Origin of the sequence: Burkholderia sp. HMSC10F09, from assembly GCF_001806955.1 — a bacterium.
Classification (GTDB): Bacteria; Pseudomonadota; Gammaproteobacteria; order Burkholderiales; family Burkholderiaceae; genus Burkholderia; species Burkholderia multivorans.
In genome coordinates this window covers 12,524-39,044 of sequence record NZ_KV786727.1, presented here as the reverse complement: position 1 = coordinate 39,044, position 26,521 = coordinate 12,524, and the positions used below count along the sequence as shown (strand labels likewise).

Below are 26,521 nucleotides of genomic sequence, written 5' to 3'. Positions count from 1 at the left end.
CTTCGCCGTCTTGCGGCGCCGCGTCGGCGCCCTTCGACTTGGCCGCTGCGCGACGGCGCGCGATCAGGCTGCGCGGACCGCGCCGCAGGCCGCGGCGGGGACGTTCGTCGCCACCCGCGGCCGGAGCGTCCTGCTCCGGCGCATCGTCGGCGCGCGCAGCCTGCACGGCGGGCGCGGACGATTCAATATCGTGGATATCTGTCAAAACAACCTCAAAATGTCAGGTCTCGCGCCCGGAACGGGCGCGGCAAGAAGTCAGCCGCGATCAGGCGCGACGCTGTTCGGGTTCTGCTTCGTCGTCCTGCAGCGCATCCGCGTCGATCGACGCGCTGGCGCTGCGCACGGCGTCGGCAAGACTGTCGGACGTGTCGTCCGGCATCTCGCCGTCCGCGGGACGGGTACGGTGCGCATCGGCCTCTTCGGCCTCGTCCGGCCTGTCGCCGGTCGCTTCCGCACCGTCTCCGGCAGCCGCTTCGGCGGCCGGCTTGCGATCTTCCTCGTTCGATTCCGCATGCAGCGGCACCAGCTGCACGCCGGCCGGCGCTGCTTCGGCACCGGCCTGTTCCGTTTTCCCGCGATCAGCCCCGAGCGTATCGCGGTTTGGCAATTCCTGCGTCGACGCGTGTTCGTCCGTCGTCGCCATGTTCGGCACGGCGTCCGGCTGCGCTTCGGCTGCTTCGGTTGCTTCGCCCGCTTCAGCCGCTTCGGCCGACGACGCATCGGCCGCGGTCGCATCGTCGGCAGCTTCCGGCGCGTCGCCGTCGAAATCCATTGCCTGCTGCGCGAGCAGCGCGGCCTCGATGTTCGCGGCCGGCTCTTCGAGCGCGGGCAGATCGTCGAGCGCCTTCAGTCCGAGGTCGTCGAGAAACTGCTTCGTCGTCGCATACAGCGCCGGACGCCCCGGCACGTCGCGATGCCCGATCACTTCGATCCAGTTGCGATCCTCGAGCTGCTTGACCACCTGCGTGTTGACCGTGACGCCGCGGATTTCCTCGATGTCGCCGCGCGTGACCGGCTGCCGGTACGCGATGATTGCCAGCGTTTCGAGCACCGCGCGCGAATATTTCGGCGGCTTTTCGGGATGCAGGCGATCGAGAAAATGACGCATCGCCGGCTTGCTCTGAAAGCGCCATCCGCTCGCGAGCGCCACCAATTCGACACCGCGGCCGGACCAATCCTGTTTCAGATCTTCGAGCAACGTGCGGACCGTGTCAGCCGACACGCCGTCGGCAAAGAGCTTGCGCAAATCGCCGAGCTTGAGCGGCTCCTGCGCACAGATCAAAGCAGTCTCGAGGACGATCTTCGCCTCTTGGGTATTCATGCAGCTAGGCCAGACCCTGTGGTCAAACGAACCGGATCAACAAAACAGACGAAAGGAACGGAAGACGCGCTCGCCCGATTCTGATCGGTCATATTGATGGGAGCACGAACCGGGGGCGGCAGCATCGACTTCAAGCCAGGCCCGAACCGGACGGAACAGCACGACTCAACGACGGAGCCGCGTGACTGAGCGCCATATTACGCAAAATTGCCCGGTGCGTAAAGATGAGTCGCGCGGCGCGGCCGGCACTCCGGCCCCGCTTCAGCCGACACGCGCGCCGCGCGCCAGAAAGCGGCGCAGACGCTCGACACCGGCATCCAGTCGAGCCGTATCGCTGGCGTAGCACCAGCGCACGAAGCCCTCGCCTTCCGGCCCGAACGCGCGACCGGGCGCAAGGCCGAGCGCCGCCTCGCGCACCAGCGCCTTGCAGAACGCGAGGCTGTCGTCGGCACCCGGCAGCTTCAGGAATACGTACATCGCGCCCGGCGGCGCGGCCACGTCGACGCCCGGCAGCGTGCGCAACGCGCCGATCAGATGATCGCGTGCGTCGCGCAGCGCCGCCACGAACGTGCGGACAAACGGCTCGCCGTCGCGCAGCGCGACTTCGCCGGCCGCCTGCACGAACGCCGGCGCACAGGAGGTGTTGTATTCGACCAGCTTCGACAGATCGCCGGCCAAGGCAACGGGCGCGACGAGCCAGCCGAGCCGCCATCCCGTCATCGCCCATGCTTTGGAAAACGAATTGACGACGACGACGCGTTCGTCGCGTGACGCAATATCGAGCAACGATGGCGCGCCGCCCGCATCGAACGCGAGCCGCTCGTACACCTCGTCGGCCACGAGCCAGATCCCGTGTCGGCGGCAATGCGCGAGCACGGCAAGCTGATCGTCGCGCGACATCGTCCAGCCGGTCGGATTGTTCGGCGAGTTGATCATCAGCATCCGCGTGTCGGGCGTCAGCGCCGCGAGCAGCCGGTCGACGTCGAGCTGCCAGCCGGCGCGCCCATACGCGAGCGGCACGCACTCGACGCACGCACCGAGAATCTTCGGAATCTCGACCAGATTCGGCCACAGCGGCGTGAGCGCGACGACTCGATCGCCGGGCCCGACCAGCAGCTGCGCGGCGAGCATCAGCGCGCTGACGCCCGAGCTCGTGACCGCGATCGAGTCGAGCGCCGTGGCACCGTGGCGCGCGCTCACGTAGCCGGCGATCGCACGACGCAGCGACGCCGTGCCGAGATTCGGCGTGTAGAACGTCGCGCCGTCCCGCAACGCGACGGCCGCCGCATCGCGGATGAAGTCCGGCGTCACGCGATCGGATTCGCCGAACCAGAACGGCAAGACGTCGCGCACGCCGAAACCTGCATTCGCGACTTCGCGGATCAGCGACGGGCGCAACGCGTGCACTGCTTCGCGGGCTGCAGGCTCATGCGCCGGCTCGAACTCTGCGGAATCTGCGGAATCTGCGGAATGCACCATCGTCGATCGCCACCGGAGAACGCGATTCGCGTAGTGTACCCACGACGCAGGGCCGCACGCGCGTCAGTCGAGGTCCTCCGCACGCGACGGCATCTCGCGCACGAGCTCCCAGATCGCCTGCGCGGCAGGCGACAGCGACCGGTCGCGGCGCCGCACGAGCTCGACCGTCCGTTCGGTGCGCGGCGTCAGCGGCCGCGCGACGAGCGTCGAGCCGGCCGGCAACGGCAACGACAGCCACGGCTGCACGCTCACGCCGATGCCGGCCTCGACGAGCCCGAACACGGTCGCGGAATGGCCGAGCTCCTGCATCACCGTCGCGTTGACGCGGTGAGCGGCCAGTGCCGCATCGATCAGCGGACGGCTGCCCGAGGCGTGATCGAGCAGGACGAGGCGTTCGCCGTTCAGCGCGGTCCACGGCACCTCGGTGCGTGCGGCCAGCGGATGATCGGCGCGCGCGACGAGGCAGAACGAATCGGTCATCAGCGGCTCGCAGACGAGATCCGCGACGGCCAGCGGCCCGATCACGACGCCGAAGTCGACTTCGCTCGACTTCACCTTGCGCAGCACGTCGCTTTGCACGTCGTCGCGCAGCCCGAGCGTGACGAACGGAAACTGCCGCTCGCACGACGCGACGACGCGCGGCATCAGCCGGCACGCGATCGTCGGGCTCGCCGCGACGATCACGCGCCCGCGGCGCTGCTCGCCGATCTCGCGAATTTCGCGCAGCGTGTCGTCGAGATCGTCGAGCTGCCGCGACACGCTCGCGATCAGGTTCGCCCCGACATCGGTCAACTGCACGTCGCGCGTCGTGCGATCGATCAGCTTCAGCCCGAGCTCGGTCTCCAGTTCGCGCACGCAACGGCTGACCGCGGACTGCGTGAGCCCGATCTCGTCGCCGGCGCGGCTGAAGCTCCTGAGCCGCGCGACCTCGATGAATACGCGAAGCTGGCGCAGCGTGACGTTCATCCCCGGACCTCATCAATCGTCGATATCGATGCGCGATTTTAATGCGCGATGGATGCCGCGACGTGTGAATCGATCTCGGCACGGCGTGTTTCGCTGCGGTGCAATAAGCGCGCAAACGCACGCCGTACGGGCGAATTGCACAAGATTGGTGATTGTCCTGATTTGCTGACGGGTTATTTTGGCGTCTTATACGCCCCTAGCTGACTTAGCCGTCGGCTCGCTGCCAAGCGGCTCTCGAGGGATTCGCCTCCGACATGGCACGCTTCGTGCATTGCATGGCGCACAGGGCGCAGGTGATGTCGGACAACGGGCAGGAACACCGCTACCGGCCAACCGAACGCCCCCACCCGGCACTCGACGACGAGTGCCTGAAGAGTGCGCGGCGCATGGCAGCGCACCGGAGTTAGCTTCGCTGAGGTGAGGACATGATGCTGTTCGACGATTTGAGAGATAACGAATGGGCGCTGGTCGAAGGACTGTTTTGCTCGGAGCCTGCACGCAGTGAGCGGCGCGGCCGCCCGCGCGTGGAGGCCCGTTCGGTGGTAAATGCCGTGCTTTGGGTTCTGTCGACGGGCGAAGACTGGTCCAAACTGCCGGGCCGCTATCCGTCTCCGCCGACCTGCCGTCGTCGCTTCGATGAATGGCAGGCCGACGGCACACTCGCCGAAATCGTCAAGCGACTCGGCACGAGCGGCCGTCAGATTTCGCTGCGCGGCCGGATCGGCGCAAGCGCGGCGAAGCCGCCTGCACCGCCGAGCCGCGATCGACTGCGCGGCGCGTTCTGGACCAATCCGGAATCGTGGCGCGCGCCGGTCAAAATGGCGTAACGGATAGCGATACGGGCGGCTTCGGCCGCCCGTTTTCATTCTGCTTGCCGCCTTGCGCGCGGCGCACGCGTGACGCCCCGTTACGGACGCCGCTCGGCGATACATCTATTTACTATTATTTACAGCAAGCCTGCACTCCCACGCTTACCTTAGCGACATATCAACGGGCCGCGCCGACGGCTTGAAGGGAGCCCTCCATGAAACCAATGTCACTGCTCGTCGCATGCGGCATTGTCGTTTCCGTGGTGCTGGCGACTCCCGTCCACGCCGACGATCGCACGAAGGCGCCACGCCGCCAGGATCATCGAAATGCGCTGGCGCATCAGCCGCCGCCCTCCACACCGCCCGACCGGCAGACCGTGCCGCGCGGCGACCTGCGCGGCGACATCGCAAGCAACGCGCGCGCACGCATCGGCTCGCAGCCGAACGACCTGCCGCGACATCCGTAGTCGCAGGTAGTCGCACTTCACCGATTCACCGAAGAAAATGCCGGCGCCAGGGAACTGACCGCCATGCACCGGGTCACACGGTTGCCATGAGCACAGCGTGGCAGCAGCAAAAGTATCCGGTACGCCCGTATCCTCGTGATACGGGCTTTTTTTCGAGCATGCCCTTTGCGGCGGATACGCCGCCTGCGCTAGAGGCGGCTTTCGAGAACCGATACGGCGCCCGCTTCGCTGAGCGCGTAGTCGTCCATCCGTCGATCGAGCCAGGTCGCCGCTTTCTCTTCGCGCTCGAGGCGCGCGAACTCGGCGCGACCGCTGTCGGTGAGCACCGCGATGTCCACCGGGGCGTGAAAGCCGGGTGCGGGCGCCACGGTCTTCTGCCTGACCGTGTCCATCAGCCCGAGCGATCGCAGATACTCGAACACGCCCGGGCGGCGCGCCCACGGAACCTGGCGGTACTGCACTCGTCTCAATGCGTCGAGCACCGCTTCATTGGAATACGTGGCCATCTCGATTCTTTCTTAAAGTGCAGCGACAATGCGAAGCGGCGCGCCGGACGGGGTCTCCGCCCGCCGATACCGCCACCGGTTCTTGGGGCCGACATTCGGCGTCGCGTCAGGGGCGAATTGTCAGCCATCCATAAAAAGACACCATACCCCAATCAAATTGATTCTGTTCGATTCATTTGTACTTCTCTTCATCGGATTCCTGCTGTGCCGCAAGCAACGGCGGCGTATCGCGCTCGCCGCGGTCGCGCTGTTCTGGCTCATCGCGAGCGGCTGGCTCGCGGCGCCATTCGTCGCGTGGGCCGAAGCCGGCGTCGAACCGGTCGAGCATCCGGACATGCATGGACAGACGGTACTCATCGTCCTCGGTGCCGGCACGCAGCGCGCCGATGACGGCCTTCGGCCGCCGCGGGACGGCGCGGCTCGCATTCGCAAGGCCGCGGAACTGTACCGAACCTGCCGCCGGCAGGCCGAGCGGTGCACCGTCGTGATGTCGGGCGGCGATCCGCAGCATCACGGCGACACCGAAGCGGCCGTGTACGGGCGCGGACTCGTCGCCGCCGGCATCGATCCCGGCGATCTCGTGCTCGAACCGAAGAGCCGCACGACCTATGAAAACGCGCAATTCACGACGTCTATACTACGCTCACGGCGTGACGACGCGCGTATTCTCATCACGTCGTCGTATCAGATGCGCCGCGCACTGCTCGACTTCCGCCGTTTCGGCATCGATCCGCAGCCCGTCTTTGCGAATCGCCGCGAAGCGCATACGGGGTGGCTGCCGCGCTGGTCGAATGTCGTCGCGGCCGAACTCGCGCTGCACGAGTTGATCGGCATCGCGCAGTTTCATGTCTATCGGCTGATCGGCCGGTTCTGATCGCGCAGCGCGCCGCAACGATCGCAACGGACGATGGCATCCGCGTGACGGGCCTCGCGAAGTGTTGCGCGGCTTCAACGTACGCTTGCGCGCCGGCGCGATCCGGTGCACATTGATCCGTCACTTTTGTTACACTCGACACGCACTCGATTGCAGTCGCCAGACAAAACGGCAACACTCGGGTTCATCACCACTTAGCGGAGGTAAAGCAATGAAGAAGACGTCCCTGGCTATCCTGGTTGCGATGTCGGCGCTGACTGGCGCAGCGTATGCGCAAGAGAGCACGGAAATCAAGACCATCACCGATCCGGCCAAGATCGCCGAGATCGAGCAGCGCGCACAGGCGCTGCAACAGCAGCAAGCGTCCGAAGCGGCGCAGCCGGCGATGCACGAAGAGCATCACCACGGCAAGAAGGCTGCTCACCACAAGGCAGCGAAGAAGGCCGGCAAGAAGGCCGCGCCGGCAGACGCTGCGAGCCAGTAAGTTCGGCGGCTCCGCACAAGCGAAAAGCCGAATCCGGGCAACCGGGTTCGGCTTTTTTACTTGCGGCGCCCGCGCGCTGTGCTAAAGTCGCGCACCGAATTTTTCCAACCGTGCGCACCCCGGTGCGGAGGACAGCATGAGCAACATTCAACTCGACATCGAGTGGACCGAAGCCGCCACTCGCAAGATCAAGCAACTGATGCCGCGCGGCTCGGACGACGCGTTCCTCGCACTGCCGCCGATCGAGTGCCTGCCGATGGAAGGCGACGTGCTGTTCCTCGGCCCGCAAGGCAAGCAGCAGCCGTTCATCGTCGCGGAACGCCAGTACCATCACGACGGCGACGCCGACTGGACGATCATCCTGATCCTCGACGTGCCGAACGCGTCGCACTGACGCATCGCGGCGGCCGCGCCAGCCGGCCGCCCCGCTCGCTCACGCGAGCTTCGACAATACGCGGACTTCCGAACGCTCGATCCAGTCCGCGGCCGCCTCGCGATACGCGAGGATATGCGCGGAACGTGCATGGGCGGCCAGCGCCTCCTCGCTCTCCCATCGTTCGATGAAGACGAATCGGGCCGGCTCCTTCAGGTCCCGATGCAGATCGTATTGCAACGCGCCGACTTCGTTGCGCGTCGGCTCGACGATACGCTCGAGCACCGCGCGCAGTTTCTCTTCCGCGCCGGGCTTCGCGACAATCAACGCGACCACTGCAATTTCAGCCATACCGCCTCCGTCGAATTCGAAAACGACGAGAATACGCGAATCGCACGGTGACCGTATGGGCGCCGTACATCGCGACGGACCAAAAAATAGCCCGCGCTTCAGAGAAGCGCGGGCAAAACCGTCGCCCTACGAGGATAGGCGACGGGGCCATCGGGATCCGCGCGCGGCGCGGATCGTCATCGTTGTCGCCGGCGCATTGCACCGGCATCGGCAGCGTCGATACCGTTGATCGGGCGTTCGCGACGCGCGCCCGGCATCTGACGCCGTCCTCCCCTTTCTGACAATCCCTACATACAAAGCAGCTTCCGTGCCAGATGAGGATTGGCCACTATTGCGTTGATTTATAAGCGGAAATTTTTAGGCCGTGACGATGTAACACGCGTTCTGCCACCGTAACGCCCGGAACGTTACGTAACGTCACGCGAGGTGTCCGTGCGCTGTCCCGCACGTCCGCGCGCGCATAAAGAAACCCGCCGGATGGCGGGTTTTGCATGGGGGCGTGGTGCGGTCAGCGCAGCTGATTCACGAGCAGTGCCATGATCTGGCGCGCGGGCGACGAGGTGTCGATTGCGCCCGACTCGTCGACGACCGCGACGCGCGTCTCGTCCGGCGTCAGCGCCTTCACGTTGACGCGATACTGCTTCGCCTGCTTCTCCTTCTTGCCGTGGAACAGCTGGCTCCAGAAGCCTTGCTGGGCCGCGCTGAGATCCTTCGGATCGACGTAGCGCACGAAATACAGCCCCTGCGTGCGATCGCGATCGTCGACCGTGAAGTTCGCGCGATCGAGCGCCAGGCCGACGTGCAGCCAGGAGCGATCGTACGGTTCGCCGAGCGTCACCTCGGACGGCACCGTGGCGGCGCTCGCATCGCCGCCCTGCGACGACGTGCGCGACACGTTCTGCGCGGCGATGGCGGCGGCCGCCTTCGACGACGCATCGGCGTCCTTCTTGTCCTTCGGCGCGGCCTCTTCCTTGATGTTGGCGATCGGCGGCTCGCCGTTCTTCGCACGCTGCTCGTTTTGCGCGAGCACGGCCATCAGGCGCTTCAGGTATTCGGTTTCGAGGCCCGGATCGTTCGGCTTCGGCTCCCACTTGCTCGAATCGTTGTTCGCGCCGGTGAGCGCTTCGCGCATCCCCTTCTGGCTGATGAACACGTAGGTGCCGCCGTTCGGCGCCGCGTCGAGACGCGTGCGGTACTTGTTGCGCTCGGCCGTCACGTACGAGTTGCCCATCGCCTTCGAGATCACGCTGCGGATCAGGCCGTCGTTGATTTGCGGGCGCGTCTCGTTCCAGTCCGTTTCCATCACGCCCTTGTCGCGCTGGTCGACGACGAGCAGGAAACCCTGCTCCTGCCAGAAGCGGCGCACCTGCGGCCAGACGTCGGCCGGCTTCTTGCCGTCGATCACGAGCCAGCTCTCGGTGCCGTCGCGCTGGATGCGCATGTCGGCGACGGCCGGCGCGACGGTGTCCGTGGCCGGTGCAGCCTGCTGGACCTGCTGCAGCGCAGACAGGGAAGTCGCGCCGCCCTGCGGAGGCAGCGAACGCTGATCGGCCGTCTCGTCGAGCATGTTGGGCGGCACTGCAAGCGACGCTTCCTTCGATTTCGAGTCGCTCTTGTAGTCCACTTTCGTGGGCGACGACGTACCGCAACCGGCGACGAGCGCGCCGGTGGCGAGCACTGCAGCGAACCGCATGGTAAGACGAAGATCAGTCATGTTCGGGGAATCCTCTTCCGCTAAATCACGGCGCTTTCCGTGGATCAACCGTGCATTTTACCGGGGCCGCGCGGCACTGTGCAAAAAAGCGACCGGCAAGAAAAAACCCGCGTCAGCTTGAACTGACGCGGGTTCTTGTCTGGTCGGGGCGAGAGGATTTGAAAATCGTCTAACCACGGTGGAATAAGGCTTTCCGAGGAATATGTAGGCGGTTTTTGCCCGTCGCACATACACACCGCCAGTCTAGCATGCATCTAGCGTTGCCTGAATGGCTTTGAGTCGAGGGCGCGAACGCCGCTCCCGGAAAGTCTGCCGGCACATCTCCCCCAGTTTTCCCAGCGTCGTCCGTACGCGCTGATTCACGTACGGCGTTCCGCAACGCCGAAAAATGCCCAGCGCTAGTAGTTCCCGATCCCCAGAGCGGCGTCACCGAATGGGAGTACATATGCGCAAGAAGGGCCGGATTCCCCTCAGACTTTCCTGGAGCGTAGAGAGCACCAGTTCCGCGAGAGGGCCTGCGGTGGTTTGGTCGTCGCATTGCATTCTATTCGATCCATAAGTCCAAGTTGAAACGCCCGCCAATGCGCGGGCGCTGCGGCACGAAGTAGTAAGTTGGTTAGTCTGAGATCATCCTTGCGATCATCTGAAGTTGTTGATTCAACGGAGCAAGCTGGAGCGCCTTCTTGCCCACCTTATCGAAGTCGCCGTTGAGCGAATTCGCGGCGATGCTTTCCAGCGTTTCGACGTTCCCCTTCCACGGCCCCATCAGGTTTGCGAGCCAGGAGTTCTGCGAGAACTTCGAGGCCCCTCCCCCGAGCGTCCAGCCGAGGTGATCGTTCAGCACGGGGTCCATGAGCTTCACTGCCGCGTCCGTGTAGGAGCCAGCCATACCGAGAAGACCCGAGCGCTGGATCACGTTGTACGCGAACTGCTGCGGTTCCTGCTCGGAGATGTCCTGCCCCTTGCGGAACGTCGAGATGACGTTCATGAGCACGCCTGCCGCCAACGCCGTGCCGAGAGCAGACGCGAAGCGCATGTGGTCGCCCGTGACGAAACCATGCTGTACGCCAGCTCGGATGAAGTTGTTGGAGAACTGCATCGCCATCGACTGGAACTGCAGAAACATCTTCCCGTACCACTTGTCCATCAAGAGCGGCTGGTTGCCGTAGCCGGACGTGTACGAGGCTCGCTTCTGCGCCTTGATGAGTGCGGACTCCAGCACGTACTTCATGTGGTCGCCGTCGCGCTCATTAAGCCACTTCGAGATGCCCGGCGAGAACAGTCCGCGCCGCTGCTCCGAGCCGTATTTCGTGAACAGTTCATTCAGCCGCTTCGCTTCCGGTTCTCCGATTCCGAGTGCGCCGAGCTGCGCGATCTTGCTCTTATCGAGCTTGTCGTACTGCGCGACCCACTTGCGGATATTGGCGAGCTGGACGAGTCCAGCAGTGCGGCGAATGTTGTCCGACCACGCCTTCATCAGCGACAGCTTGTTCCCGTACCGTCGCCCGTGGCTCTTTTGTTGGCGGTAACGAATAGGCTATTGTTGGAGTGCAACATGAAGCTCATATTTTGATGGTGTGATTGATGCGCCTTGTGGCGTGTGTGGTGTCGCAAAGACCCGCATCACCTCTGGCCGTCGGGAGGTGTGCCCGCCAACGGCGCTGGCTCGGTCGCGGTGGGGTAAGACGACTGAAGACGCGGTGCACGCGATCCCGGAAGGCTCCGAGATTCAAGTGGGTCAGACAGACAGCATGCCGTCTTCGATGCGGCGCGGGGACGCCAACAGGACGGCCCTGGTATCTGGTGGGATGCAGCCCATCGACAATCAACAGGGACATCTTTGATCGGGTCTACAGCTGCTGCATCAGCGAAAGCCAATGCAAGCCTTGCTGCCTCTACCTCTTAGATAATCATAGGCACGGCCCCGGCAGTCCTTAACATGTGCTGATTTATTCCGTCTCCTTGACAGCCCATGTTGGTAGGGCATGGACGCCTTCAGACAGCAGGCGTGTTACAAGACGGTGTTCCTGGAGACGCGCGTGCACGCGGATGCCTCCTCGTGGCGCTACGACGGTCGTTGGCACGCCCGCCTACGCTTCTGGCGACGGATATACAGGTGCAGCAAAAGATCATGCGCCGCCATGTCCTTTCCCGCAGCAAAGTTGCGCTCGAAGCGGGCAAGGAGGTCGGTAGCGGTCAGATTGCTCTTGCGAATGTTGCATATTCTGCAAAGGTAAGCGACGTTGCCGGGTTGATACGGCTGCGCAGTATCAAGGCGATCTAGGTGGAGTCTGCGAAAGTCGACGGGCACGAATCCACAGCAGGCACATTTGCCGCTCTGGATCGACCGCAGATACTCGGGTGTCAGCCCGACCACAGGCCCTCGGCGGCGAGCGTCGGTAATATCCCGCTCGGCCCAATGCTTTCGATGATGACGGGCGTTGTGCAAAGACACCCGCTCGGGATTCCTGGCCTTCCATCGGACAACCGCTGCCCGGTGCTTTTCTGGATTTGCGATGCGATAGCGGCGACAGCACGCCTTGCACAATGAACGCAACCCGTCGCGTTTGGACGCGTCCCGATAAAACTCGGCCCGCTCTTTGGTCTCGCCACACTTTGGGCAGCGTTTGACATCTAACATTACTGATTGCCTCGCGCGATGCTATGGGCGATTACTTGCTGCCGGAGCCGCTCAGCGGCATCGCGGGCTTTCTTGCGCTCGCGTTGTTCCTTGCGGAGCGCTGCGGCAGCCTGCGGATTCGCCGCGTATCGCCTCCGTTTCTCGGTTGTCACGCATTCAATGCAGCGAGCCGCGTAGCGTGATCGGAGCTTGGGGCTAACGCTCTTGTCCTCGTAGAAGGCGGTGATGGGCAGAAGCCGCTTGCAACAGCGGCATACGCGTTGCGTAGGCGGGATGAAGTTTGTCGGTAGGTATCGCATCGTGAATGTCGTTTCGGCGAAAAACAGAGGGACGCAAATGCACGCACTTGCGAAAAGTGGAACGCGCCGGAATAAAAAGGCCGTCTGAACGGCACGGCCTCGGCTGGCCGATTCCGGCTCTTACAATGTGCGGAGTTAATTGACGTTACGGCTTTCGCAGCCACGGACCGTCTTTTCACGACTACGGCAGCTCATTGCGTTGCGCGGATAGACGCAGGGCGCATAAACAAAAAGAGCCCGCCGGAAGGCGAGCCCTTGGGTTACGTCCAATATCTCGGGCGGCTCAGATGTTCATTGCGTGAGCCCGGAATCGCGCAACCGCCGCGCCGCTTTGGGTGCCAGGTTTTGCAGCCGATTCAACAGGCCGCGCCCACCATTGAGTTCGCCGTTCGCGCGGGCTTTTCTGCACATTGCGTTCCAAAGTACAAACGCCCCCGCTGCACCTTTCCGGCTCACAATGCAGTCGCCGTCGCAAGTATTGAGCACATACCGGTCTGCGTCCTCGTGATACTCCGCGACCATTTCTACGCCGCCAAGCGCCAAGGCGAACCAGGGAAACCCAGCGACCTCTGTGACATACTCGCCCACCTGGTCGGCGCCGAAGACACTAACGGCGTGGCGGTGGAGCGCAGCGAACGTCGCGACGTTAGATTGCTTTGAATTCATGTTCGGACCTTTCACCGTTACTGCAGCTCATCGTCGGCAACATGCATCGCTGCATCGAGCGCGGCATACTGCGTTTCAAGCGCGTCAAGCTCCTGAGCAAGTCTCAGCATCTGGTCCTCCAATGACGCCGCCCAATGCAGCGCAAGTTCCCCAGATGGCATGCTCGCGATGCCGCGGCGATGAAATGCAAGACGAACGCCGGACGCGGCCCGTTCAGTTTCAGGTTTCGCGAGCCACGAATGGTCGCCGTTCAATCCAGCGCGAGAAAACGCAATACGAGCGCGAATGAGTTGGGTATGCGGTCCAATCATTGGTCTGCCTCCTCGGAGTCGTTGGTTCTTGCGGAATTCAATGCGCGGGAAATGGTGGCAAGTCCTACGCCAAAGTGTTCCGCGAGAGACCGCACGGAGCCGCCGTGTTCCGCGTGATACGCCCGGACTTCTGCGTAATCCACGGCGGGCTTCCTGCCCTTGTACTTGCCTTCAGCCTTGGCTACGGCGATCCCCCGCGCCTGCATCTCGCGCCGGTTTCGATAGTCCGCCTCGCCCTGCGCCGCCATGAATGCCAGGATTGCGTCCCGGATAGCCTTACGCGTGGCGTCGCCCTCCTGTCCGTCAAACACCATGCCGTTGAGTGTGCATTCCACGCGCACGCCCTTTTTCATAAGGCGCTGCATGGTCTCGTGAAGTTCGTCGTAGCGCCGCGAGATACGGTCGAGCCAGCGAACCACCAAGACCCCGCCTTTGCGAAGGTCGCGCTCTACGTGCTGCCACTGTTCACGTTCGGAGGGCGGTACGTGATACCCGCTCACCCCCTCATCTATGAACACATCATCAGCGGCTATGCCTTGAGCCGCTGCGTCCGCGTACTGGCTCGAAGCCGTCTGCCCGTCGAGCGTGGATACACGCCCGTAGTAGATACGTCTCATGTACTGCGTAACCTCGTTCCGTTGAAGTGGTGTTTCGAATTATCCGTTGTTCCGAAAATCTGTCAACTTCAACGGAACGGAATCGCACCGACGTTGCGCGTTCCCTACAGGCATACCCCAACGGAACACTCAAGGAGGGAAGACGCGGATGCTGTACGCCCCCTAAACTCGCCATGAACGGCGGTGAGAGTTGCGCCGCGATGATGTAGGAATCGCGTTCGCCCCGCCGGTATTCGTCGGACGGACGCTGCACACCTTTCGCGGACGCATACCTTGGCTCCTCAAATTGAGGAGCCGACACTGACCCGCACAAGTGGGTCGGTGGTGCGCTTCACGTTGTCGTGGCGCGTAACAGGCCCGACTCGAAGATTACGGTCGTATTCTGCGGTCACCCGAGGGGGTGCAAAAGTCGCACACCCTATTCGTCAAAGTCCAGCGTCCGAACTGCGCTTCCAAGATGCGCGATGCCCACGGCAATACACACGTCCCCTGGTAGGGAACCACGGTTCCCGGTCGATCTCTCCGACGCGGAGATTCATGTTCGGGGGTTGAACTCGTGCGAGAGGAATGCCCTGCTCCGTTCTGGGCGACTCGCCAGGGGCGACGGGGGGGGAATTTGGCTCGCGTGGCCGAGACACCTTGCCGCGAATTTTCGGGAAAAAAATTGAGGTTCAGGCAAATTTCGCGAGACGCTGCGGAGAAACGCCAGAGCTCGGTCGTGAACTATCGTTCTTCTCCGCGCACGATTGGCACGTGTGAGCAGTCCCACGTTGAACAACGGCGCTGCGTAGCACCTTCATGCAAGACCATGCGTGGACGCCGCTGACGTCTGCGGCGTTGATAAATGATTATGCCTCCGCGAGTTACGCATCTCCTCGGCGCTTTATAGCCGCGTTCACCTTGTAGAGCAGCCGCGCAGCCTCGTCTACAGCTTTCATGCTGCGCCGGGCATCCCGCTCGGCGTCCTGAAGCAACGCAAATGCCGTTCTTAGGGCGTCAACTTCATCCGTTGATACAAGACCCTTGGCGTCCCCGTCAACACGCCGCGCCGCCGAAGAACCACGGGACCTCGCCCATCGCCGTATGGTCGTGGGGTTCGCCAAGCCGTCGGGCAGTTCTCCAAGCGTTTTTGCGTTCAAGGCAAACCATGCGGCATCCTGACGGAGTCTATATGGAATCGCGTCGAAACCATGTGCCGTAAGCCATGCCGAATAGGATTGATTCGATCTGCTCTGGTGTCGCCCGGCGATCAGTGCCTCCCCGACCTGAATCCACCACCGGCAGCGAGCGGCCTGCGACTGTTTGCGCCGCTGGTAGGCTGCCTCGGTCATCGCGCGTGAAATGGCGCGATGGCGCGGAGCATCCTCTTTCAGACGCGTCCAAGCCTCCTGCCCACTCGCTACAACAGCGCTCACCGCTCTCGCTGCCTTAGTCACAACGTGGCTCGTCAAGCTACAGTGTGGGAAACCAAGCGTGCGCGAGCAGTGCGCTGATAACAAATAGAACAGGGACCGCCAACGGCGCAAGCCAAGACACCTTCGCAAGCCGCTGCGTCTCCTCGAACTGCCTTGCCGCTTCATCTAACAGCTGCAACGACAGAGCGTGCGACCTCACCGCGAATTCCACCGATTGGCGTTCGTCCATGTGCGTCATCTAGTAAAATTTACCGGAGGCTAAATTCTAACGTGGAGCTGCGAATTACGACGTGTCGCGAGCGCTATCTTAAGTGCCCTCGAACCCGTTCAACGACGCTAATTTCGGAAGCGTGCGCGGCGATGCGCAAGGTGCCCGTCAGTATCTTATAGAGGCATAGGCGGCCCAGTGAGGTCAACCTGTGCTGACTTATTCCCTCCATCTTCTCTTGCCAAACAACCATGATCGATCCGGATGATTCGCAATCCCCCGTCCCGACCACTCAGCAAATCCTCTGCCCCGCCTGCAATTCCCCGAAGGTAATTGCTGGTGCTAGAGCCGTCGGTAGCTCAACCGTCCGCCAAGAATACATCTGCGAGGGCTGCCAGTACGAGTTCACCGCCGTCTTCAACTTGTCGGGCTACTCGCCCGGCCATTCGGCATAGCGCGCTCACCAGTGCCGAGCCGCCACGAAGCTCTGCCATCCTCTAAAGCGCTTCCCAATTTCATTGGGCGCGTAAATTGCTCAGCCACGAAGCAATCTACGGGAACGCCATGTCATCTTCAACAGCTAGGCGCTTGCTCATCGCAGACGACGACTCCGCGCTGGTTACCGCCTATGCGCAGTTCTTTAGTCTATACGGCTATGCCATCCAAACGGCCAACGACGGCGCAAGCGCACTAGATCTTTACCGCGACTGGCGTCCGGACGTGGTGATGTTGGATATCCAGATGCCCCGTATGGACGGGTGGGCGGTAGCGAGAGCGATCCGCAGCATGAATATCGCCCCGTCGCCTCTGCTGGTGGCAATGACTGCCTTGGACGCACGCTCAGATCAAACCGCATCGTTCAATGCCGGCTTCGATCACCATTTTGTAAAACCTGTCGAACTCGGTGTAATTCTGGCAGTGCTGGCAACTCGCGCAAGCGAGCCACCCGCCCGTGCGAAGTAAATGTAACGTCGCGGGTGTTTGGACACTATTTGGCGCGGGATTTGTCACCCCGCGCAATGCGTGTTTTGCGGCTTGATTTCGCGGATATCGCGAACCTGCGCAGCCTTGAGGAGCGCGGCGGCCAAGAAAGCCGAACTCGCGCCGGGTATCAATCGGTCGACCCGGAGACTGCTCGCCACGTGTCGAACTCGATAGCCAGCTCAGCCCCAAGGGTTGAGTACAGATACCCGATCTGCGCTCCACGCCGATCGGACAAGCGTTCGCCCTTGGCAAGTTGAGCAATCACCCGCCCGTGGTCCTCGTCATTAGCGTCGATAGTCCGCAAGCCGTTCACGATGTTCAACAAGCCGAGTTGAGCGAGGTGGAAACACGTCACTCCGTCGAATATCAGTGTTATCCGCCGATCACCAAGATAGAGTCCAAGGCTCAGCGTGCGCGGTTCCTTGTTACGACCGACCGTCACGGTATCGAGATACCAATCGTGGAAGTGCTCCCAATCGTCTAACGTTGCTGCAGTCGTCATCTTGTTCGCCATAGTGGACCGAGGGCAGCCGGACCCTACCAACCGATGGGCGGGACCAGAATCCGGCGGCGGATAGCCACCTCTACCGGTACTCGTCGACTTCTATCGTGCCGCCGAGCGATTCCATCATCGTTCTGATATCGTCCGGCACATCGGGGATGCGGTCGCCGGACTCATTATCCCAATAGCAGAAGAACCGCATCCGCGCCCCTGCCCGCTCGACACGCTCCCGTAGGTCTGCGCGGGGCAGTGCTAGGCGCTCGATCAGGTAGCGCAAGTGCGGCTCAAGACGGTCGCTCTGGACGGTGGCTTTGCTGCGCACACCCCATACGCCAGTCCGCCCGGGCACACGGCTGATTTTGCCGGCCGGCGTAGTGAATGGCTCGCCCTTTGTAACTGCTGTATCGGGTACAACGCCGAAATAGGTAGTCCAAAATTCGGGAATCACTTCGTCACCAGAAATTGTGAACGACGCATATGCAAGCTGGTGTGAACTCATCTCGACCTCAATTGTAATCGTGCATGTTGCCGATTATTTGCTTTTTGAATTCTACGTCGCCGTTATCGTGCCAAATGACGTTATCGGCCCCGCCCAAGTTAAGGTCAGCCTTCATGCTGTGGATCATGTCGCCAAACGTGTCGCGATCATACCCAAGCATTTTCGCTGCGAAGTTTGGGTTGTTCGTGGACGCGGCCAACTGTTCCACGTCATCGCTCAAAGGGTTGGCAGCGTAGTCAAACGCTTCCGCGTCGCCTAGCGGCGTGCCTGCCCCGAACGAGTCGGCCAGTTGCGGAGCCTCGCTCGCTAATCCGCTACCTGCGCCTGCAACAACGCTCTCTAAATAGCTAATCAGTTCGTCTGCCGATACATCGCTCGGTGTGGCCCAGCTTGGTAGTGGCTTATCGAGCGGCAGTGCCGCGACGGGCGACGCACTGGCGAGTCGGTTCGCGAGCGGGAACGGCCGCGCGGATGGCTGACCGCCGGCAGCCCCGCCACCGACGACGACCTTGCGGCCAATCTCAACCGCCACACGGCCATCTTCTATGGCCGATCTGAGCGCATCCAGCGGGACGCCCCGAAGCGCATCGAGGCCCAGCTGCCGCAGGTAACTCAGCGCGTTTGCCGCAAGGCCCTCGTACTTCGGCCAGTGCAGCATCAATTCAGAGACGGCACTGCGCTGCTCTGTCGAAAGTTGCGCTCGGCCAGCACCTGTCGCACGCGTCAGGGTAGCTCGTTTTCCGGAGCCCAACTCGATAGTCACGGTCGCCATAAATTCCAACCTCCAAACAATGCGTAGCGCGTGGAGCCGATACTTTGACGCACCATGAAAAACGGCCCGCCGAAGCGAGCCGTCGCGCTGATGCTCTACCGGCCATCTCCCCGATTACGGCGTCGCTTTTTGCAGAATTGGCGCTTTCGGAAGGTCCAATCCTAGGACACGATAGCGGCTCATTGCCTCAACGAGCGGCCGCAGAGGATACGTGAGCCCGCCGTAGACACGGTCCGCCACGTCCTTTCCTGCATGTCCCATAAGGGCTCGACTTACACCCTCGTCAATTCCGCGCTCCCTCGCTATGTCTTTAAAGCTGTGGCGGAATGAGTGAAAGGTCATGCGCTCATTAGTAACCTTGCATGCGGTCCGGAGGTACTTGCCGAACCATTTTCCCCAGTTGGCCCCCTCACGACCGCGGCTGTCCGGGGCCGTCTTAAAAATTCGCGCGTGCCCCTTGCGCGACTGGGCGAAATCAACCAAGCCGCGCTCAATCAATACAGAGTGAATCGGAATACGTCGCACGCTACCTGCATTCTTGACCCCTTGCCCCTCTCCCATGTCCGTGAACCGGACTACCCAAGCCGTATGCTCTTTCTCGTCTAGGTCGTGATAGGTCTCCTGGTATATGTCGTCCGGCGAGAGCTGCGCGATTTCCTCTAGACGGGCGCCGGTATACAGCGCGATCAGCGGGAACCAGTAAGCCGCATCAGGCGTCCAGCTGATCCGTTCAGGGCGGAACCCTTCAGAATAAACAGGGCTGGAGAAGATTGCCTTAAGTGCGGGAAGGTCGAACGGCAGGCGTGCCCCCTTCGCGTTGCGGCGCTCGCCCACCCTCACGCCATCTGCCGCGTTGTACTCTGCCTTGAGGTTTGAAACGGCATAGTTGAGCAACGTGCGCAGATTAGTCAGGTACGAATCTGTGTTGGTAGGTGTCTGTCCGGCCGCCAACATCCTGTCCTTAAATTGAACAACATGCGCCTTAGTGATCTTCGCGACCGGGTGCCGCCCAACGTGCTCGTGGAACCGCTCGACCGCTCGTTCATGGATGCGAATCGTTTGCGGCTCGGGACCTCGCTCCTTCGCCCACGCGGACAGGATATGCTCAAGGTACGTCTCGCCGTCGTTAGTCTGGTCAGCGGGTTCGGGGGCGGCGACGATATTCGGCGGCACAGCAGGAGCGGCGGGTGTGTCGACCGGTTCACCCTGATTCCTAGAACGCACCCCGGTCCAAGCCTTAACCAGCTCGCGAAGAACCTGAACCAAAGTCGCTTTGCCTTTCGGTTCGGACCAGTCGATGCGCAGCTGGCTCGACAAGGAAGACAGGGCTACGTTAGCCCACAACCTCGCCTGCTCAATATTCCCAGTCGCTAGATCGGCCCTGAGGTCGATCAGGATGTCATTGTGAATCCTTGCGACGTCCTCCAACTGCGCGGCCGTCAAGCAACTGCCGGTGGTCTTCCAGCGAGGGTTCACTCGCTCGCCGGTAAGAAAACCGCGCCATCTGCGAACGCCGAACATCTCGGCGAATGCCTCCGGATCGTGCCGCAGCACGTCGTCCATGGCTAGGACCAAGTGTCCAACTTTGTTGACAATATAAGTCTCAATCTCCGGCGTGATCCGGATTGGCTTGTGCTCTCGGAGACCTGCTTCCATGTCGGCGAAGCGACGGGAGTACTCGGCCCATATTTCGTTTGCTCGGGCCACGGCCTCCGTCCTGTCGGACGTCTTGAGACTTGCGCGGAAGGCGAAGGTGGCGGGAGTCCCCTTGCTGGTCTTAGGCCAGTGCGGGCGAAGGTGACTCGGTATCCAGATGGTCAAGTAGTAGACGCCGCCACGAAGGCCGACGCCCTTAGGGAGTTGTATCGGCATGTCCTGCATCCTTGCAATTATATTGCACGGACATACACACACCACATACACACCTTGGAAAAGACAAAGGCCCGCAAGTCTTTGATCGGATTGGTTTCCCAATACAATCAACTACTTGCGAGCCTCAATTCCTGGTCGGGGCGAGAGGATTTGAACCTCCGACCACCTGCACCCCATGCAGGTACGCTACCAGGCTGCGCTACGCCCCGAAAGCACAAAAGTATAACAGACAGTTTGGCCGATTAGAACGGGTCGCATGCATTTTGTGAATGTTCCCGCAAAGTTTCCTGCGTCGGCGCCGTTAATCGAAACACGCGCGTCGACGGCGTTGCGCAGCCGCGCCGGCTCGCGTCGCGTTACGCGGTTTTCGCCGAACGTTGGCAGCGTCACACCGCCGCGCCCTTCTCTGACGCCTGCACCGAACGCGTTCCACTCGCTCTATCCCGTGCGCCGTGCGACGGCACCGCATCGAAATCCAAACGCCAGTTTGACTTTCGCGCGCTGCGGCCGCGAACCCGTTGTGCGGCCGTCCATCGGCGAAAGCCGTGCCCGCGCGCGCTGTTTGGTAACGCCGCTCTAGCCGGCTATGTCAGACTGCACGGCATCGACGCCCGCGCCGCACATGGACGCGTGCCGCCGTCGATCATGACAAGACAGGGAGACAGACGATGCGGAATGCGGTCCGGCGCGGCCATCGCACGCCTTTGGCAATTTTCGACTGGATGTCGCGCTCGCCACGCGCAGATGCGCCGCGAGCGCCGCGCCCAGCGACCATGCTCGGCTGTGGCGCGCTCGCCGTTGCGCTGCTCTGCAGCGGCTGCGCGGAATCGGCGGCACAGCGCGACGGCAGTGCAGCGGCCGCGTCGACGAAGCTCGAGCGCGCGAAAGCCGAGCGTCTCGCGCGCGAGCAGCAGATCGCGCGCACGGTCCCATCGCTCGGCTCGATCCGCCTCGCGCAGCCGCGGCCATTCACGTTGCGCGACTCGGGGCAAAACGGCGCGATGACGTTCCTGCGCGATGTCGATTTCCGAATCGTCGGCAACCTCGGTTTCTTCATTCATCAGCTCTCGGCGACGCTCGTGCCGACGCAGCCCGGCGCACCGATCGTGTTCGACGATCCGACGAGCTTCGAGATCGACGTCCATCGCGGCACCGTCACGCTCGACGACGCGAAGCTGACCGCGCTCTTCAACACCTACATCTTCGGGTACCGCAACGCGCCGCTGCGCAAGCTTGCCGTCTCGGCCGGCGACGGCGTGATCCACCTGCAGGGCGAAATGCAGCGCAACGGCTGGGTCCCGTTCTCGCTGACAGGCACGCTCGCGCTGCGCGACGGCGGTCAGCTCGTGTTCCATCCGACGGCCGTACGCGTGTCCGGGCTCGACGCGCAGCCGGTGATGCGCGCCGCCAACGTCAGGATGTCGGATCTGCTGAAGGTCGACACGCCGATCGCGCGACTCGCCGGCGACGATCTCGTGATGTCGGTCGACAAGCTGATGCCGCCGCCGCGACTCAAGATCTCGATTACGGCGCTGCGCGTCACGCCCGCGGGCCTCGACCTGACGCTCGACGACGGCACGCAGGCCGGCTTCGCCATGCCCGCGAACGCGCCGCAGCAGGCAATGCTCATCCGCGGCGGCGACGTGAAGTTCATGCGCTCGATGCCGATGAACGCCGACATCCTGATCGGCCCCGTCGAGCCGACGAGCCCGCAGAACTTCGTGTTCGACCTGTATCACTATCGCGACCAGGTATCGGCCGGCTATTTCAATTTCGACGAAAGCGGCGCGATGACGATCCGCATGCCCTCATATGCGGGCGCGACCGGCGTGCCGCTCGGCAACGCGGCCGCGCGCCTGAACGACGGCTTTATCGCCGCACAGCAGAGCGCGCTGCGCGAGCTGCGCCGGCATTGGGAAGCCTATGCGCTGGCCGCCGACACCGCGCAGCCCGGCATGCAGAAAGTGGCGATCCGGCGCACGCCGAACGCGCCGTTCGACGAGCGCCACGTCTCGAACCGCCATCCGACGATCCATCTGCACAATGTCGACTTCAACCTGTCCGGCGATATCGGTTTTCACGTCGAGGACCTCGACGTGCAGCTCGTCGCGAAGCGGCCCGGCGAACCGGTCGACCTCGACGATCCGAACCAGTACGACATCCGCATTCTGGGCGGCACGGTCGTCGAATCGTGGAAGGCGATGTCGGCCCTGTTCAACGACTATCTGCTCGATTACTCGCCGCGTTCGCTCAACGATCTGCGGCTCGCGGCGGACGGTCAGGACCTGCGCGTGACGGGCGGCATCAAGCTGTGGAACCACGTGCCCGGCGTATGGCTGCCGACCGACATGAAGGGCTCGCTGTCGGTGCTCGACGATCGGCATCTCGCGTTCAAGCCGTCGCAGGTCTCGGTGCTCGGCATTCCTCAGGCGAAACTGCTGCGCTCGCTCGGCATCGAGCTGTCCTCGCTGACGCCGCTGCAGCGGCGCGGCGCCGAGCTGCGCGGCGACACGCTCGTGCTCGACCAGTACACGGTGTTTCCGCCGCCGATGCTGAACGGTAGGCTCGCGCACGCGACGGTCGAGCCGGACGGACTACGCCTGACCTTCCGCCGCGTCGCCGACGCATCGCTGCCGAAACGGCCGTCGATCGATGCGCCGAGCTATATGTGGATGGAAGGCGGCGACATGAAAATGTTCAACGTGCTCGAACTGAACGTGCGTGCATTGATCCGCAATTCGGCCGAAGCGGGCCCGATGCGTTTCGACCTGTACGATTATCGTCGTCAGGTCGCGCAGGGTTCGGTGCGGATGCTGCCGGACGGCACGCTCGTCGTCGACACGGGCCGGCCGAATCCGCTGGCGTCGCACTGACACGCGCGCCCGACAAAAAAGCCCGGTGGCGTCGCGCGCCAACCGGGCTTTCGTATGCGGTCCGTCGAGCGGATCAGTCGTGCTTCAGGCCGTCGATCACGTCGAGCAAGGCCTGCCGCAGCGCGGCCACGTCGACCGTCGCGCCGGGCTTGCTGCCGGCCGCGCGCGTTTCGTCGGCGGCCATCTCCTCGGTGCCTGCCGCGGTGCGCTCGCTGCCCGGCGAGTCGAGCCGGTTGCGCGCGCCGTTGATCGTGAAGCCCTGTTCGTACAGCAGCTCGCGGATCCGGCGAATCAGCAGCACTTCGTGATGCTGGTAATACCGGCGGTTGCCGCGCCGCTTCACCGGCCGCAGCTGCGTGAATTCCTGTTCCCAATAACGCAGCACGTGCGGCTTGACCCCGCATAGTTCGCTGACTTCGCCGATCGTGAAGTAGCGCTTCGCGGGAATCGGAGGCAAGACGACTTTCTCAACCGTGTTGGTCATCGTCGGTTAACCGTCGGTAAAGGGACGCGCGGCGGACGCGCGGGACGTCAGCGCGCGGCGGTCGGCTCCGCGCCGTTTTCGACCAGCGCCTTGAGCTTCTGGCTTGCGTGGAAGGTTACCACTCGGCGGGCCGCGATCGGAATCGCCTCGCCCGTCTTCGGATTGCGACCCGGGCGCTGCGGCTTGTCGCGAAGCTGGAAGTTGCCGAACCCCGACAGCTTGACGCTTTCGCCGTTTTCGAGCGCGTCGCGGATCACTTCGAAAAACGCCTCGACCATGTCCTTCGCTTCACGCTTGTTCAGCCCGACGCTGTCGAACAGCAACTCCGCCAGCTCCGCTTTCGTGAGCGTAGGCGTCTCGGCGGACGCCGACGCCGCCGCGTCGCGGTTCATGGCGCTGCGTTGCGCCGTCAGGAGGGCTTCGAATTCACTCGAGGTCATGTCGTTCATATCTGCCATACAGCGCGTTAAACCCAAACTCACGATCGGGAAAAACCGCCCGCGAACGGGCGGCCCCTCTCCTTAGCCGCGCAGGCGCGCACCGGCACGAGCCATGCGCTCGACCAGCGTCTGGATCGCCTGATCGACGACCTCGTCCTGTAGCGTGCCCGCCGGGTCCTGCAGCGTCACGCGGAATGCAAGGCTCTTCTCGTGTGCGGCAAGACCCCCGGAAGTATTTGATTTTGCACGAAATTCGTCGAAGAGTACAACCTTCTGAACGAATCGGCACGCGTCGTCCGCGAGCGCCTGCTTCATTTCGTCGAAAAGCGTCTGAACTTCGACCGCCTGATCGACGACGACCGCGATGTCGCGGCGCACCGGCGGGAACTTAGACACGTCGGTCGGCGCCGGCAACGCGCGCGCGATCAGTGCGTCCGCGTCGATTTCGAACATCACCGGCGCGTGCGGCAGTTCGTACTTTTGCATCAGGCGCGGGTGCAGTTCGCCGATCCAGCCGACCGCGCGGCCGTCCACCTCGATGCGCGCGCTGCGGCCCGGATGGAGTGCCGGATGCTCGGCCTTGACGAACCGTGCGGCTGCCGGCGCGAGCAGCGCCTCGAGATCGCCCTTCACGTCGAAGAAATCGACCGCGCGCGTCGCGATGCCCCATTGCTCGTCGAACGCCGGGCCGTACGCGAGCGCGCCGACACGCTTCGGCTGCGCATAGCCTTCGACCGTCAACTCGCCCGCCTTCACCGAAGGATCGGCGATGAACACGCGGCCGGTCTCGAACACGCGCACGCGGTCCGCGCGGCGGTTCAGGTTATGGCGCAGCACCGCGATCAGGCTGCCGAACAGCGTCGTGCGCATGACCGACAGCTGGCTCGCGATCGGATTCAGCAGGCGAATCGGATTGTCGTTGCCGGCGAAATCCCGTTCCCATTCCGCATCGACGAAGCTGAAGTTGACTGTTTCCGCGTAGTCGCGCGCGGCCAGCGCGTGACGAATGTCGTGGATCGAGCGGCGCGTTTCGTTCGTCGCGCGCATCTCGCTCGTCGCGACCGGCGGACGCGCGGGAATCTTCTCGAAACCGTAGATGCGCGCGACTTCCTCGATCAGGTCTTCCTCGATCTCGATGTCGAAGCGGTGCGACGGCGGCGTGACGGAGAACACGTCGCCGTCGCGCTCGAACGGCAGACCGAGGCGCGTGAAGATGTTCGCGATTTCGTCCGCGTCGATCTGCACGCCGATGATGCGGTTCGCGCGCGACACGCGCATCTTCACCGGCGTGCGCTGCGGCAGATTCACGGCCTGATCGTCGACCGGGCCCGCCTTGCCGCCGCAGATTTCCAGGATCAGCTGCGTGATGCGTTCGACGTGCTCGACGGTCGTCGCATAGTCGACGCCGCGCTCGAAACGATGCGCGGCATCGGTCGAGAAGTTGTACTTGCGTGCGCGGCCGCGGATGCTGTCCGGCCACCAGAACGCGGCTTCCAGATAAATGTTCGTCGTGTCGAGCGTGACGGCCGTGCTGTCGCCGCCCATGATGCCCGCGAGGCTTTCGACCTGACGATCGTCGGCGATCACGCCGACCGTCTCGTCGAGCTCGACCGTGTTGCCGTTCAGCAGCTTCAGCGACTCGCCGCGCTTGCCCCAGCGCACCTCGATGCCGCCGTGGATCTTGTCGAGATCGAACACGTGCGACGGCCGGCCGAGTTCGAACATCACGTAGTTCGAGATGTCGACGAGCGCCGACACGCTGCGCTGGCCCGCGCGTTCGAGGCGCTCGACCATCCACTGCGGCGTCTTCGCACGCGCGTTCACGCCGCGAATCACGCGGCCCGAGAAGCGGCCGCACAGATCGGGCGCCGAAATGCGCACCGGCAGCGTCTCGTCGAGTTCGACGGGCGCCGGACGAATCTCGACGGGCGTCAGCGGCGCGCCGGTGATCGCGGCGGTTTCGCGCGCGATGCCGAACACCGACAGGCAGTCGGCCTTGTTCGGCGTCAGCTTGATCTCGAAGATCGTGTCGTCGAGGTTCAGCGCATCGCGGATGTCCTGACCGACGGGCGTGTCTTCCGGCAGGATCAGCAGGCCGCTGTGGTCTTCCGACAGCTTGAGCTCGCGCGCCGAGCAGAGCATCCCCTGGCTTTCGACGCCGCGCAGCTTCGACAGCTTGATCGCGAACGGCTTGCCGCCCTCTTCGGCCGGCGGCAGTTCCGCGCCGACCAGCGCGACCGGCACCTTGATGCCGGGCGCCACGTTCGGCGCGCCGCAGACGATGTTCAGCGTCGCGCCCGTGCCGGCGTCGACCTGGCAGACATTGAGCTTGTCGGCATCCGGATGCTTGACGACTTCGAGCACGCGGCCGACGACGATTTTCGACGTCGGCGGCGCGGCCTTGCTCAGCGACTCGACTTCAAGCCCCGCCATCGTCAGCGCGTGCGACAGCTCGTCCGTCGTCATCTGCGGGTCGACGAAGGTTCTCAACCAGGATTCAGGGAATTGCATGGATGTCTACGTTCGAAACGGGTTAGATCGACGCCCGGCGCTCCGTCGTCGGAGCGGCGCGGGCACATGTCGGCGCGGCGCGC

The 26,521-nt window shown here is 63.1% G+C and carries 25 protein-coding genes, 1 tRNA gene and 2 pseudogenes; 8 read left to right on the top strand and 20 right to left on the bottom strand.

Going from position 1 to position 26,521, the window contains the following annotated elements; translation table 11 throughout:
• The 4 genes and pseudogenes from HMPREF3115_RS29375 to HMPREF3115_RS15450 form a co-directional block, all read right to left on the bottom strand.
• A pseudogene (locus tag HMPREF3115_RS29375) lies at window positions 1–205 on the bottom strand (23S rRNA pseudouridylate synthase B); the annotation flags it as partial.
• A 60-nt stretch (window positions 206–265) separates the two neighbouring features.
• Window positions 266–1,321, bottom strand: a complete 1,056-nt coding sequence (gene scpB, locus HMPREF3115_RS15460; RefSeq protein ID WP_070555002.1) for an SMC-Scp complex subunit ScpB — start codon at window positions 1,319–1,321, stop codon at window positions 266–268.
• A gap of 261 nt (window positions 1,322–1,582) precedes the next feature.
• Window positions 1,583–2,800, bottom strand: coding sequence for a pyridoxal phosphate-dependent aminotransferase (locus tag HMPREF3115_RS15455; RefSeq protein WP_070554999.1), 1,218 nt, complete (start codon window positions 2,798–2,800; stop codon window positions 1,583–1,585).
• Window positions 2,801–2,863: 63 nt separating this feature from the next.
• Window positions 2,864–3,766, bottom strand: coding sequence for a LysR family transcriptional regulator (locus tag HMPREF3115_RS15450; RefSeq protein ID WP_006404955.1), 903 nt, complete (start codon window positions 3,764–3,766; stop codon window positions 2,864–2,866).
• A 428-nt stretch (window positions 3,767–4,194) separates the two neighbouring features.
• On the opposite strand from HMPREF3115_RS15450, the pseudogene HMPREF3115_RS15445 reads away from it, so the two are divergent.
• Both HMPREF3115_RS15445 and HMPREF3115_RS15440 read left to right on the top strand, forming a co-directional pair.
• A pseudogene (locus HMPREF3115_RS15445) lies at window positions 4,195–4,590 on the top strand (transposase); the annotation flags it as partial.
• Between the two features lie 200 nt (window positions 4,591–4,790).
• Window positions 4,791–5,042 (top strand): hypothetical protein, encoded by a 252-nt coding sequence (locus HMPREF3115_RS15440; protein ID WP_070554995.1) that lies wholly within the window; start codon window positions 4,791–4,793, stop codon window positions 5,040–5,042.
• Between the two features lie 188 nt (window positions 5,043–5,230).
• Here the strand turns inward: HMPREF3115_RS15440 and HMPREF3115_RS15435 are convergent, their stop codons facing one another.
• Window positions 5,231–5,548: a hypothetical protein gene (locus tag HMPREF3115_RS15435; protein WP_006404957.1), complete on the bottom strand. Its 318-nt coding sequence runs from the start codon at window positions 5,546–5,548 to the stop codon at window positions 5,231–5,233.
• A 157-nt stretch (window positions 5,549–5,705) separates the two neighbouring features.
• Here HMPREF3115_RS15435 and HMPREF3115_RS15430 point away from each other — a divergent pair, with 157 nt between their 5' ends.
• From HMPREF3115_RS15430 to HMPREF3115_RS15420, 3 genes are all read left to right on the top strand, one after another.
• Entirely contained in the window at window positions 5,706–6,422 is a 717-nt protein-coding gene (locus tag HMPREF3115_RS15430) for a YdcF family protein (protein ID WP_006402073.1), read from the top strand.
• Between the two features lie 211 nt (window positions 6,423–6,633).
• Entirely contained in the window at window positions 6,634–6,906 is a 273-nt protein-coding gene (locus HMPREF3115_RS15425; RefSeq protein WP_006402074.1) for a hypothetical protein, read from the top strand.
• A 136-nt stretch (window positions 6,907–7,042) separates the two neighbouring features.
• Window positions 7,043–7,300, top strand: a complete 258-nt coding sequence (locus HMPREF3115_RS15420) for a hypothetical protein (protein ID WP_004191628.1) — start codon at window positions 7,043–7,045, stop codon at window positions 7,298–7,300.
• A 39-nt stretch (window positions 7,301–7,339) separates the two neighbouring features.
• Here the strand turns inward: HMPREF3115_RS15420 and HMPREF3115_RS15415 are convergent, their stop codons facing one another.
• The 3 genes from HMPREF3115_RS15415 to HMPREF3115_RS15405 form a co-directional block, all read right to left on the bottom strand.
• Window positions 7,340–7,630, bottom strand: a complete 291-nt coding sequence (locus HMPREF3115_RS15415) for a putative quinol monooxygenase (RefSeq protein ID WP_006402075.1) — start codon at window positions 7,628–7,630, stop codon at window positions 7,340–7,342.
• Between the two features lie 508 nt (window positions 7,631–8,138).
• Entirely contained in the window at window positions 8,139–9,344 is a 1,206-nt protein-coding gene (gene bamC, locus HMPREF3115_RS15410) for an outer membrane protein assembly factor BamC (RefSeq protein WP_035946051.1), read from the bottom strand.
• A 616-nt stretch (window positions 9,345–9,960) separates the two neighbouring features.
• Window positions 9,961–10,821 (bottom strand): hypothetical protein, encoded by an 861-nt coding sequence (locus HMPREF3115_RS15405; protein ID WP_006413777.1) that lies wholly within the window; start codon window positions 10,819–10,821, stop codon window positions 9,961–9,963.
• A 639-nt stretch (window positions 10,822–11,460) separates the two neighbouring features.
• Between HMPREF3115_RS15405 and HMPREF3115_RS31635 the strand changes: the two genes are divergently transcribed.
• Window positions 11,461–11,628 carry a hypothetical protein gene (locus tag HMPREF3115_RS31635; RefSeq protein WP_157788585.1) on the top strand — a complete coding sequence of 56 codons (168 nt, stop codon included), beginning with the start codon at window positions 11,461–11,463 and terminating at the stop codon, window positions 11,626–11,628.
• Window positions 11,629–12,575: 947 nt separating this feature from the next.
• Here the strand turns inward: HMPREF3115_RS31635 and HMPREF3115_RS15400 are convergent.
• The 4 genes from HMPREF3115_RS15400 to HMPREF3115_RS30915 all read right to left on the bottom strand — a co-directional run bounded on the left by HMPREF3115_RS15400 (window position 12,576) and on the right by HMPREF3115_RS30915 (window position 15,293).
• The gene (locus HMPREF3115_RS15400) at window positions 12,576–12,965 is read right to left on the bottom strand and encodes a hypothetical protein (protein WP_200022140.1); all 390 of its coding nucleotides are present in this window, start codon (window positions 12,963–12,965) and stop codon (window positions 12,576–12,578) included.
• 2 nt (window positions 12,966–12,967) lie between these two features.
• Entirely contained in the window at window positions 12,968–13,261 is a 294-nt protein-coding gene (locus HMPREF3115_RS15395) for a hypothetical protein (RefSeq protein ID WP_006413772.1), read from the bottom strand.
• Window positions 13,258–13,878, bottom strand: coding sequence for a recombinase family protein (locus HMPREF3115_RS15390; RefSeq protein WP_043280847.1), 621 nt, complete (start codon window positions 13,876–13,878; stop codon window positions 13,258–13,260). The genes HMPREF3115_RS15395 and HMPREF3115_RS15390 overlap by 4 nt, the downstream gene beginning before the upstream one ends.
• Window positions 13,879–14,741: 863 nt before the next feature.
• Window positions 14,742–15,293 (bottom strand): hypothetical protein, encoded by a 552-nt coding sequence (locus tag HMPREF3115_RS30915; protein ID WP_141751681.1) that lies wholly within the window; start codon window positions 15,291–15,293, stop codon window positions 14,742–14,744.
• Between the two features lie 772 nt (window positions 15,294–16,065).
• Here HMPREF3115_RS30915 and HMPREF3115_RS15380 point away from each other — a divergent pair.
• Complete coding sequence (locus tag HMPREF3115_RS15380) at window positions 16,066–16,464, top strand: response regulator (RefSeq protein ID WP_051006063.1); 399 nt, start codon at window positions 16,066–16,068, stop codon at window positions 16,462–16,464.
• A gap of 148 nt (window positions 16,465–16,612) precedes the next feature.
• Here the strand turns inward: HMPREF3115_RS15380 and HMPREF3115_RS32465 are convergent, their stop codons facing one another.
• The 5 genes from HMPREF3115_RS32465 to HMPREF3115_RS15355 all read right to left on the bottom strand — a co-directional run bounded on the left by HMPREF3115_RS32465 (window position 16,613) and on the right by HMPREF3115_RS15355 (window position 20,339).
• On the bottom strand, window positions 16,613–16,987 hold the full coding sequence (locus HMPREF3115_RS32465) for a hypothetical protein (RefSeq protein WP_233620164.1): 375 nt from the start codon (window positions 16,985–16,987) through the stop codon (window positions 16,613–16,615).
• A gap of 82 nt (window positions 16,988–17,069) precedes the next feature.
• Window positions 17,070–17,486: a DUF4279 domain-containing protein gene (locus HMPREF3115_RS15370; protein WP_043280842.1), complete on the bottom strand. Its 417-nt coding sequence runs from the start codon at window positions 17,484–17,486 to the stop codon at window positions 17,070–17,072.
• Window positions 17,487–17,493: 7 nt separating this feature from the next.
• A complete protein-coding gene (locus HMPREF3115_RS15365) occupies window positions 17,494–18,258 on the bottom strand; it encodes a hypothetical protein (RefSeq protein ID WP_043280839.1) in 765 nt (254 codons plus the stop codon).
• Window positions 18,259–18,372: 114 nt separating this feature from the next.
• Complete coding sequence (locus HMPREF3115_RS15360; RefSeq protein WP_162137813.1) at window positions 18,373–20,130, bottom strand: site-specific integrase; 1,758 nt, start codon at window positions 20,128–20,130, stop codon at window positions 18,373–18,375.
• A gap of 132 nt (window positions 20,131–20,262) precedes the next feature.
• A tRNA-Pro gene (locus HMPREF3115_RS15355) sits at window positions 20,263–20,339 on the bottom strand.
• Between the two features lie 459 nt (window positions 20,340–20,798).
• Here HMPREF3115_RS15355 and HMPREF3115_RS15350 point away from each other — a divergent pair.
• Window positions 20,799–23,003 (top strand): hypothetical protein, encoded by a 2,205-nt coding sequence (locus HMPREF3115_RS15350; RefSeq protein WP_070554993.1) that lies wholly within the window; start codon window positions 20,799–20,801, stop codon window positions 23,001–23,003.
• Window positions 23,004–23,076: 73 nt separating this feature from the next.
• On the opposite strand, the gene HMPREF3115_RS15345 is transcribed toward HMPREF3115_RS15350, so the two are convergent.
• From HMPREF3115_RS15345 to pheT, 3 genes are all read right to left on the bottom strand, one after another.
• Complete coding sequence (locus HMPREF3115_RS15345) at window positions 23,077–23,487, bottom strand: MerR family transcriptional regulator (RefSeq protein WP_006402078.1); 411 nt, start codon at window positions 23,485–23,487, stop codon at window positions 23,077–23,079.
• 47 nt (window positions 23,488–23,534) lie between these two features.
• Complete coding sequence (locus HMPREF3115_RS15340) at window positions 23,535–23,936, bottom strand: integration host factor subunit alpha (protein WP_035488220.1); 402 nt, start codon at window positions 23,934–23,936, stop codon at window positions 23,535–23,537.
• A gap of 72 nt (window positions 23,937–24,008) precedes the next feature.
• Window positions 24,009–26,438, bottom strand: coding sequence for a phenylalanine--tRNA ligase subunit beta (gene pheT, locus HMPREF3115_RS15335; RefSeq protein ID WP_006404961.1), 2,430 nt, complete (start codon window positions 26,436–26,438; stop codon window positions 24,009–24,011).
• Window positions 26,439–26,521 lie beyond the last annotated feature (83 nt).

Coding starts and splice junctions, on each gene's coding strand:
- bamC (WP_035946051.1), bottom strand. CDS start 9,344: ATGACTGATCTTCGTCTTACCATGCGGTTCGCTGCAGTGCTCGCCACC.
- HMPREF3115_RS15420 (WP_004191628.1), top strand. CDS start 7,043: ATGAGCAACATTCAACTCGACATCGAGTGGACCGAAGCCGCCACTCGC.
- HMPREF3115_RS15360 (WP_162137813.1), bottom strand. CDS start 20,130: ATGCCGATACAACTCCCTAAGGGCGTCGGCCTTCGTGGCGGCGTCTAC.
- HMPREF3115_RS15350 (WP_070554993.1), top strand. CDS start 20,799: ATGCGGAATGCGGTCCGGCGCGGCCATCGCACGCCTTTGGCAATTTTC.
- HMPREF3115_RS15390 (WP_043280847.1), bottom strand. CDS start 13,878: ATGAGACGTATCTACTACGGGCGTGTATCCACGCTCGACGGGCAGACG.
- HMPREF3115_RS15380 (WP_051006063.1), top strand. CDS start 16,066: ATGTCATCTTCAACAGCTAGGCGCTTGCTCATCGCAGACGACGACTCC.
- HMPREF3115_RS32465 (WP_233620164.1), bottom strand. CDS start 16,987: ATGACGACTGCAGCAACGTTAGACGATTGGGAGCACTTCCACGATTGG.
- pheT (WP_006404961.1), bottom strand. CDS start 26,438: ATGCAATTCCCTGAATCCTGGTTGAGAACCTTCGTCGACCCGCAGATG.
- HMPREF3115_RS15415 (WP_006402075.1), bottom strand. CDS start 7,630: ATGGCTGAAATTGCAGTGGTCGCGTTGATTGTCGCGAAGCCCGGCGCG.
- HMPREF3115_RS15425 (WP_006402074.1), top strand. CDS start 6,634: ATGAAGAAGACGTCCCTGGCTATCCTGGTTGCGATGTCGGCGCTGACT.
- HMPREF3115_RS15450 (WP_006404955.1), bottom strand. CDS start 3,766: ATGAACGTCACGCTGCGCCAGCTTCGCGTATTCATCGAGGTCGCGCGG.
- HMPREF3115_RS15455 (WP_070554999.1), bottom strand. CDS start 2,800: ATGGTGCATTCCGCAGATTCCGCAGATTCCGCAGAGTTCGAGCCGGCG.
- HMPREF3115_RS15345 (WP_006402078.1), bottom strand. CDS start 23,487: ATGACCAACACGGTTGAGAAAGTCGTCTTGCCTCCGATTCCCGCGAAG.
- scpB (WP_070555002.1), bottom strand. CDS start 1,321: ATGAATACCCAAGAGGCGAAGATCGTCCTCGAGACTGCTTTGATCTGT.
- HMPREF3115_RS15440 (WP_070554995.1), top strand. CDS start 4,791: ATGAAACCAATGTCACTGCTCGTCGCATGCGGCATTGTCGTTTCCGTG.
- HMPREF3115_RS15395 (WP_006413772.1), bottom strand. CDS start 13,261: ATGATTGGACCGCATACCCAACTCATTCGCGCTCGTATTGCGTTTTCT.
- HMPREF3115_RS15365 (WP_043280839.1), bottom strand. CDS start 18,258: ATGGCGACCGTGACTATCGAGTTGGGCTCCGGAAAACGAGCTACCCTG.
- HMPREF3115_RS15405 (WP_006413777.1), bottom strand. CDS start 10,821: ATGAAGGCGTGGTCGGACAACATTCGCCGCACTGCTGGACTCGTCCAG.
- HMPREF3115_RS15340 (WP_035488220.1), bottom strand. CDS start 23,936: ATGAACGACATGACCTCGAGTGAATTCGAAGCCCTCCTGACGGCGCAA.
- HMPREF3115_RS15370 (WP_043280842.1), bottom strand. CDS start 17,486: ATGAGTTCACACCAGCTTGCATATGCGTCGTTCACAATTTCTGGTGAC.
- HMPREF3115_RS15435 (WP_006404957.1), bottom strand. CDS start 5,548: ATGGCCACGTATTCCAATGAAGCGGTGCTCGACGCATTGAGACGAGTG.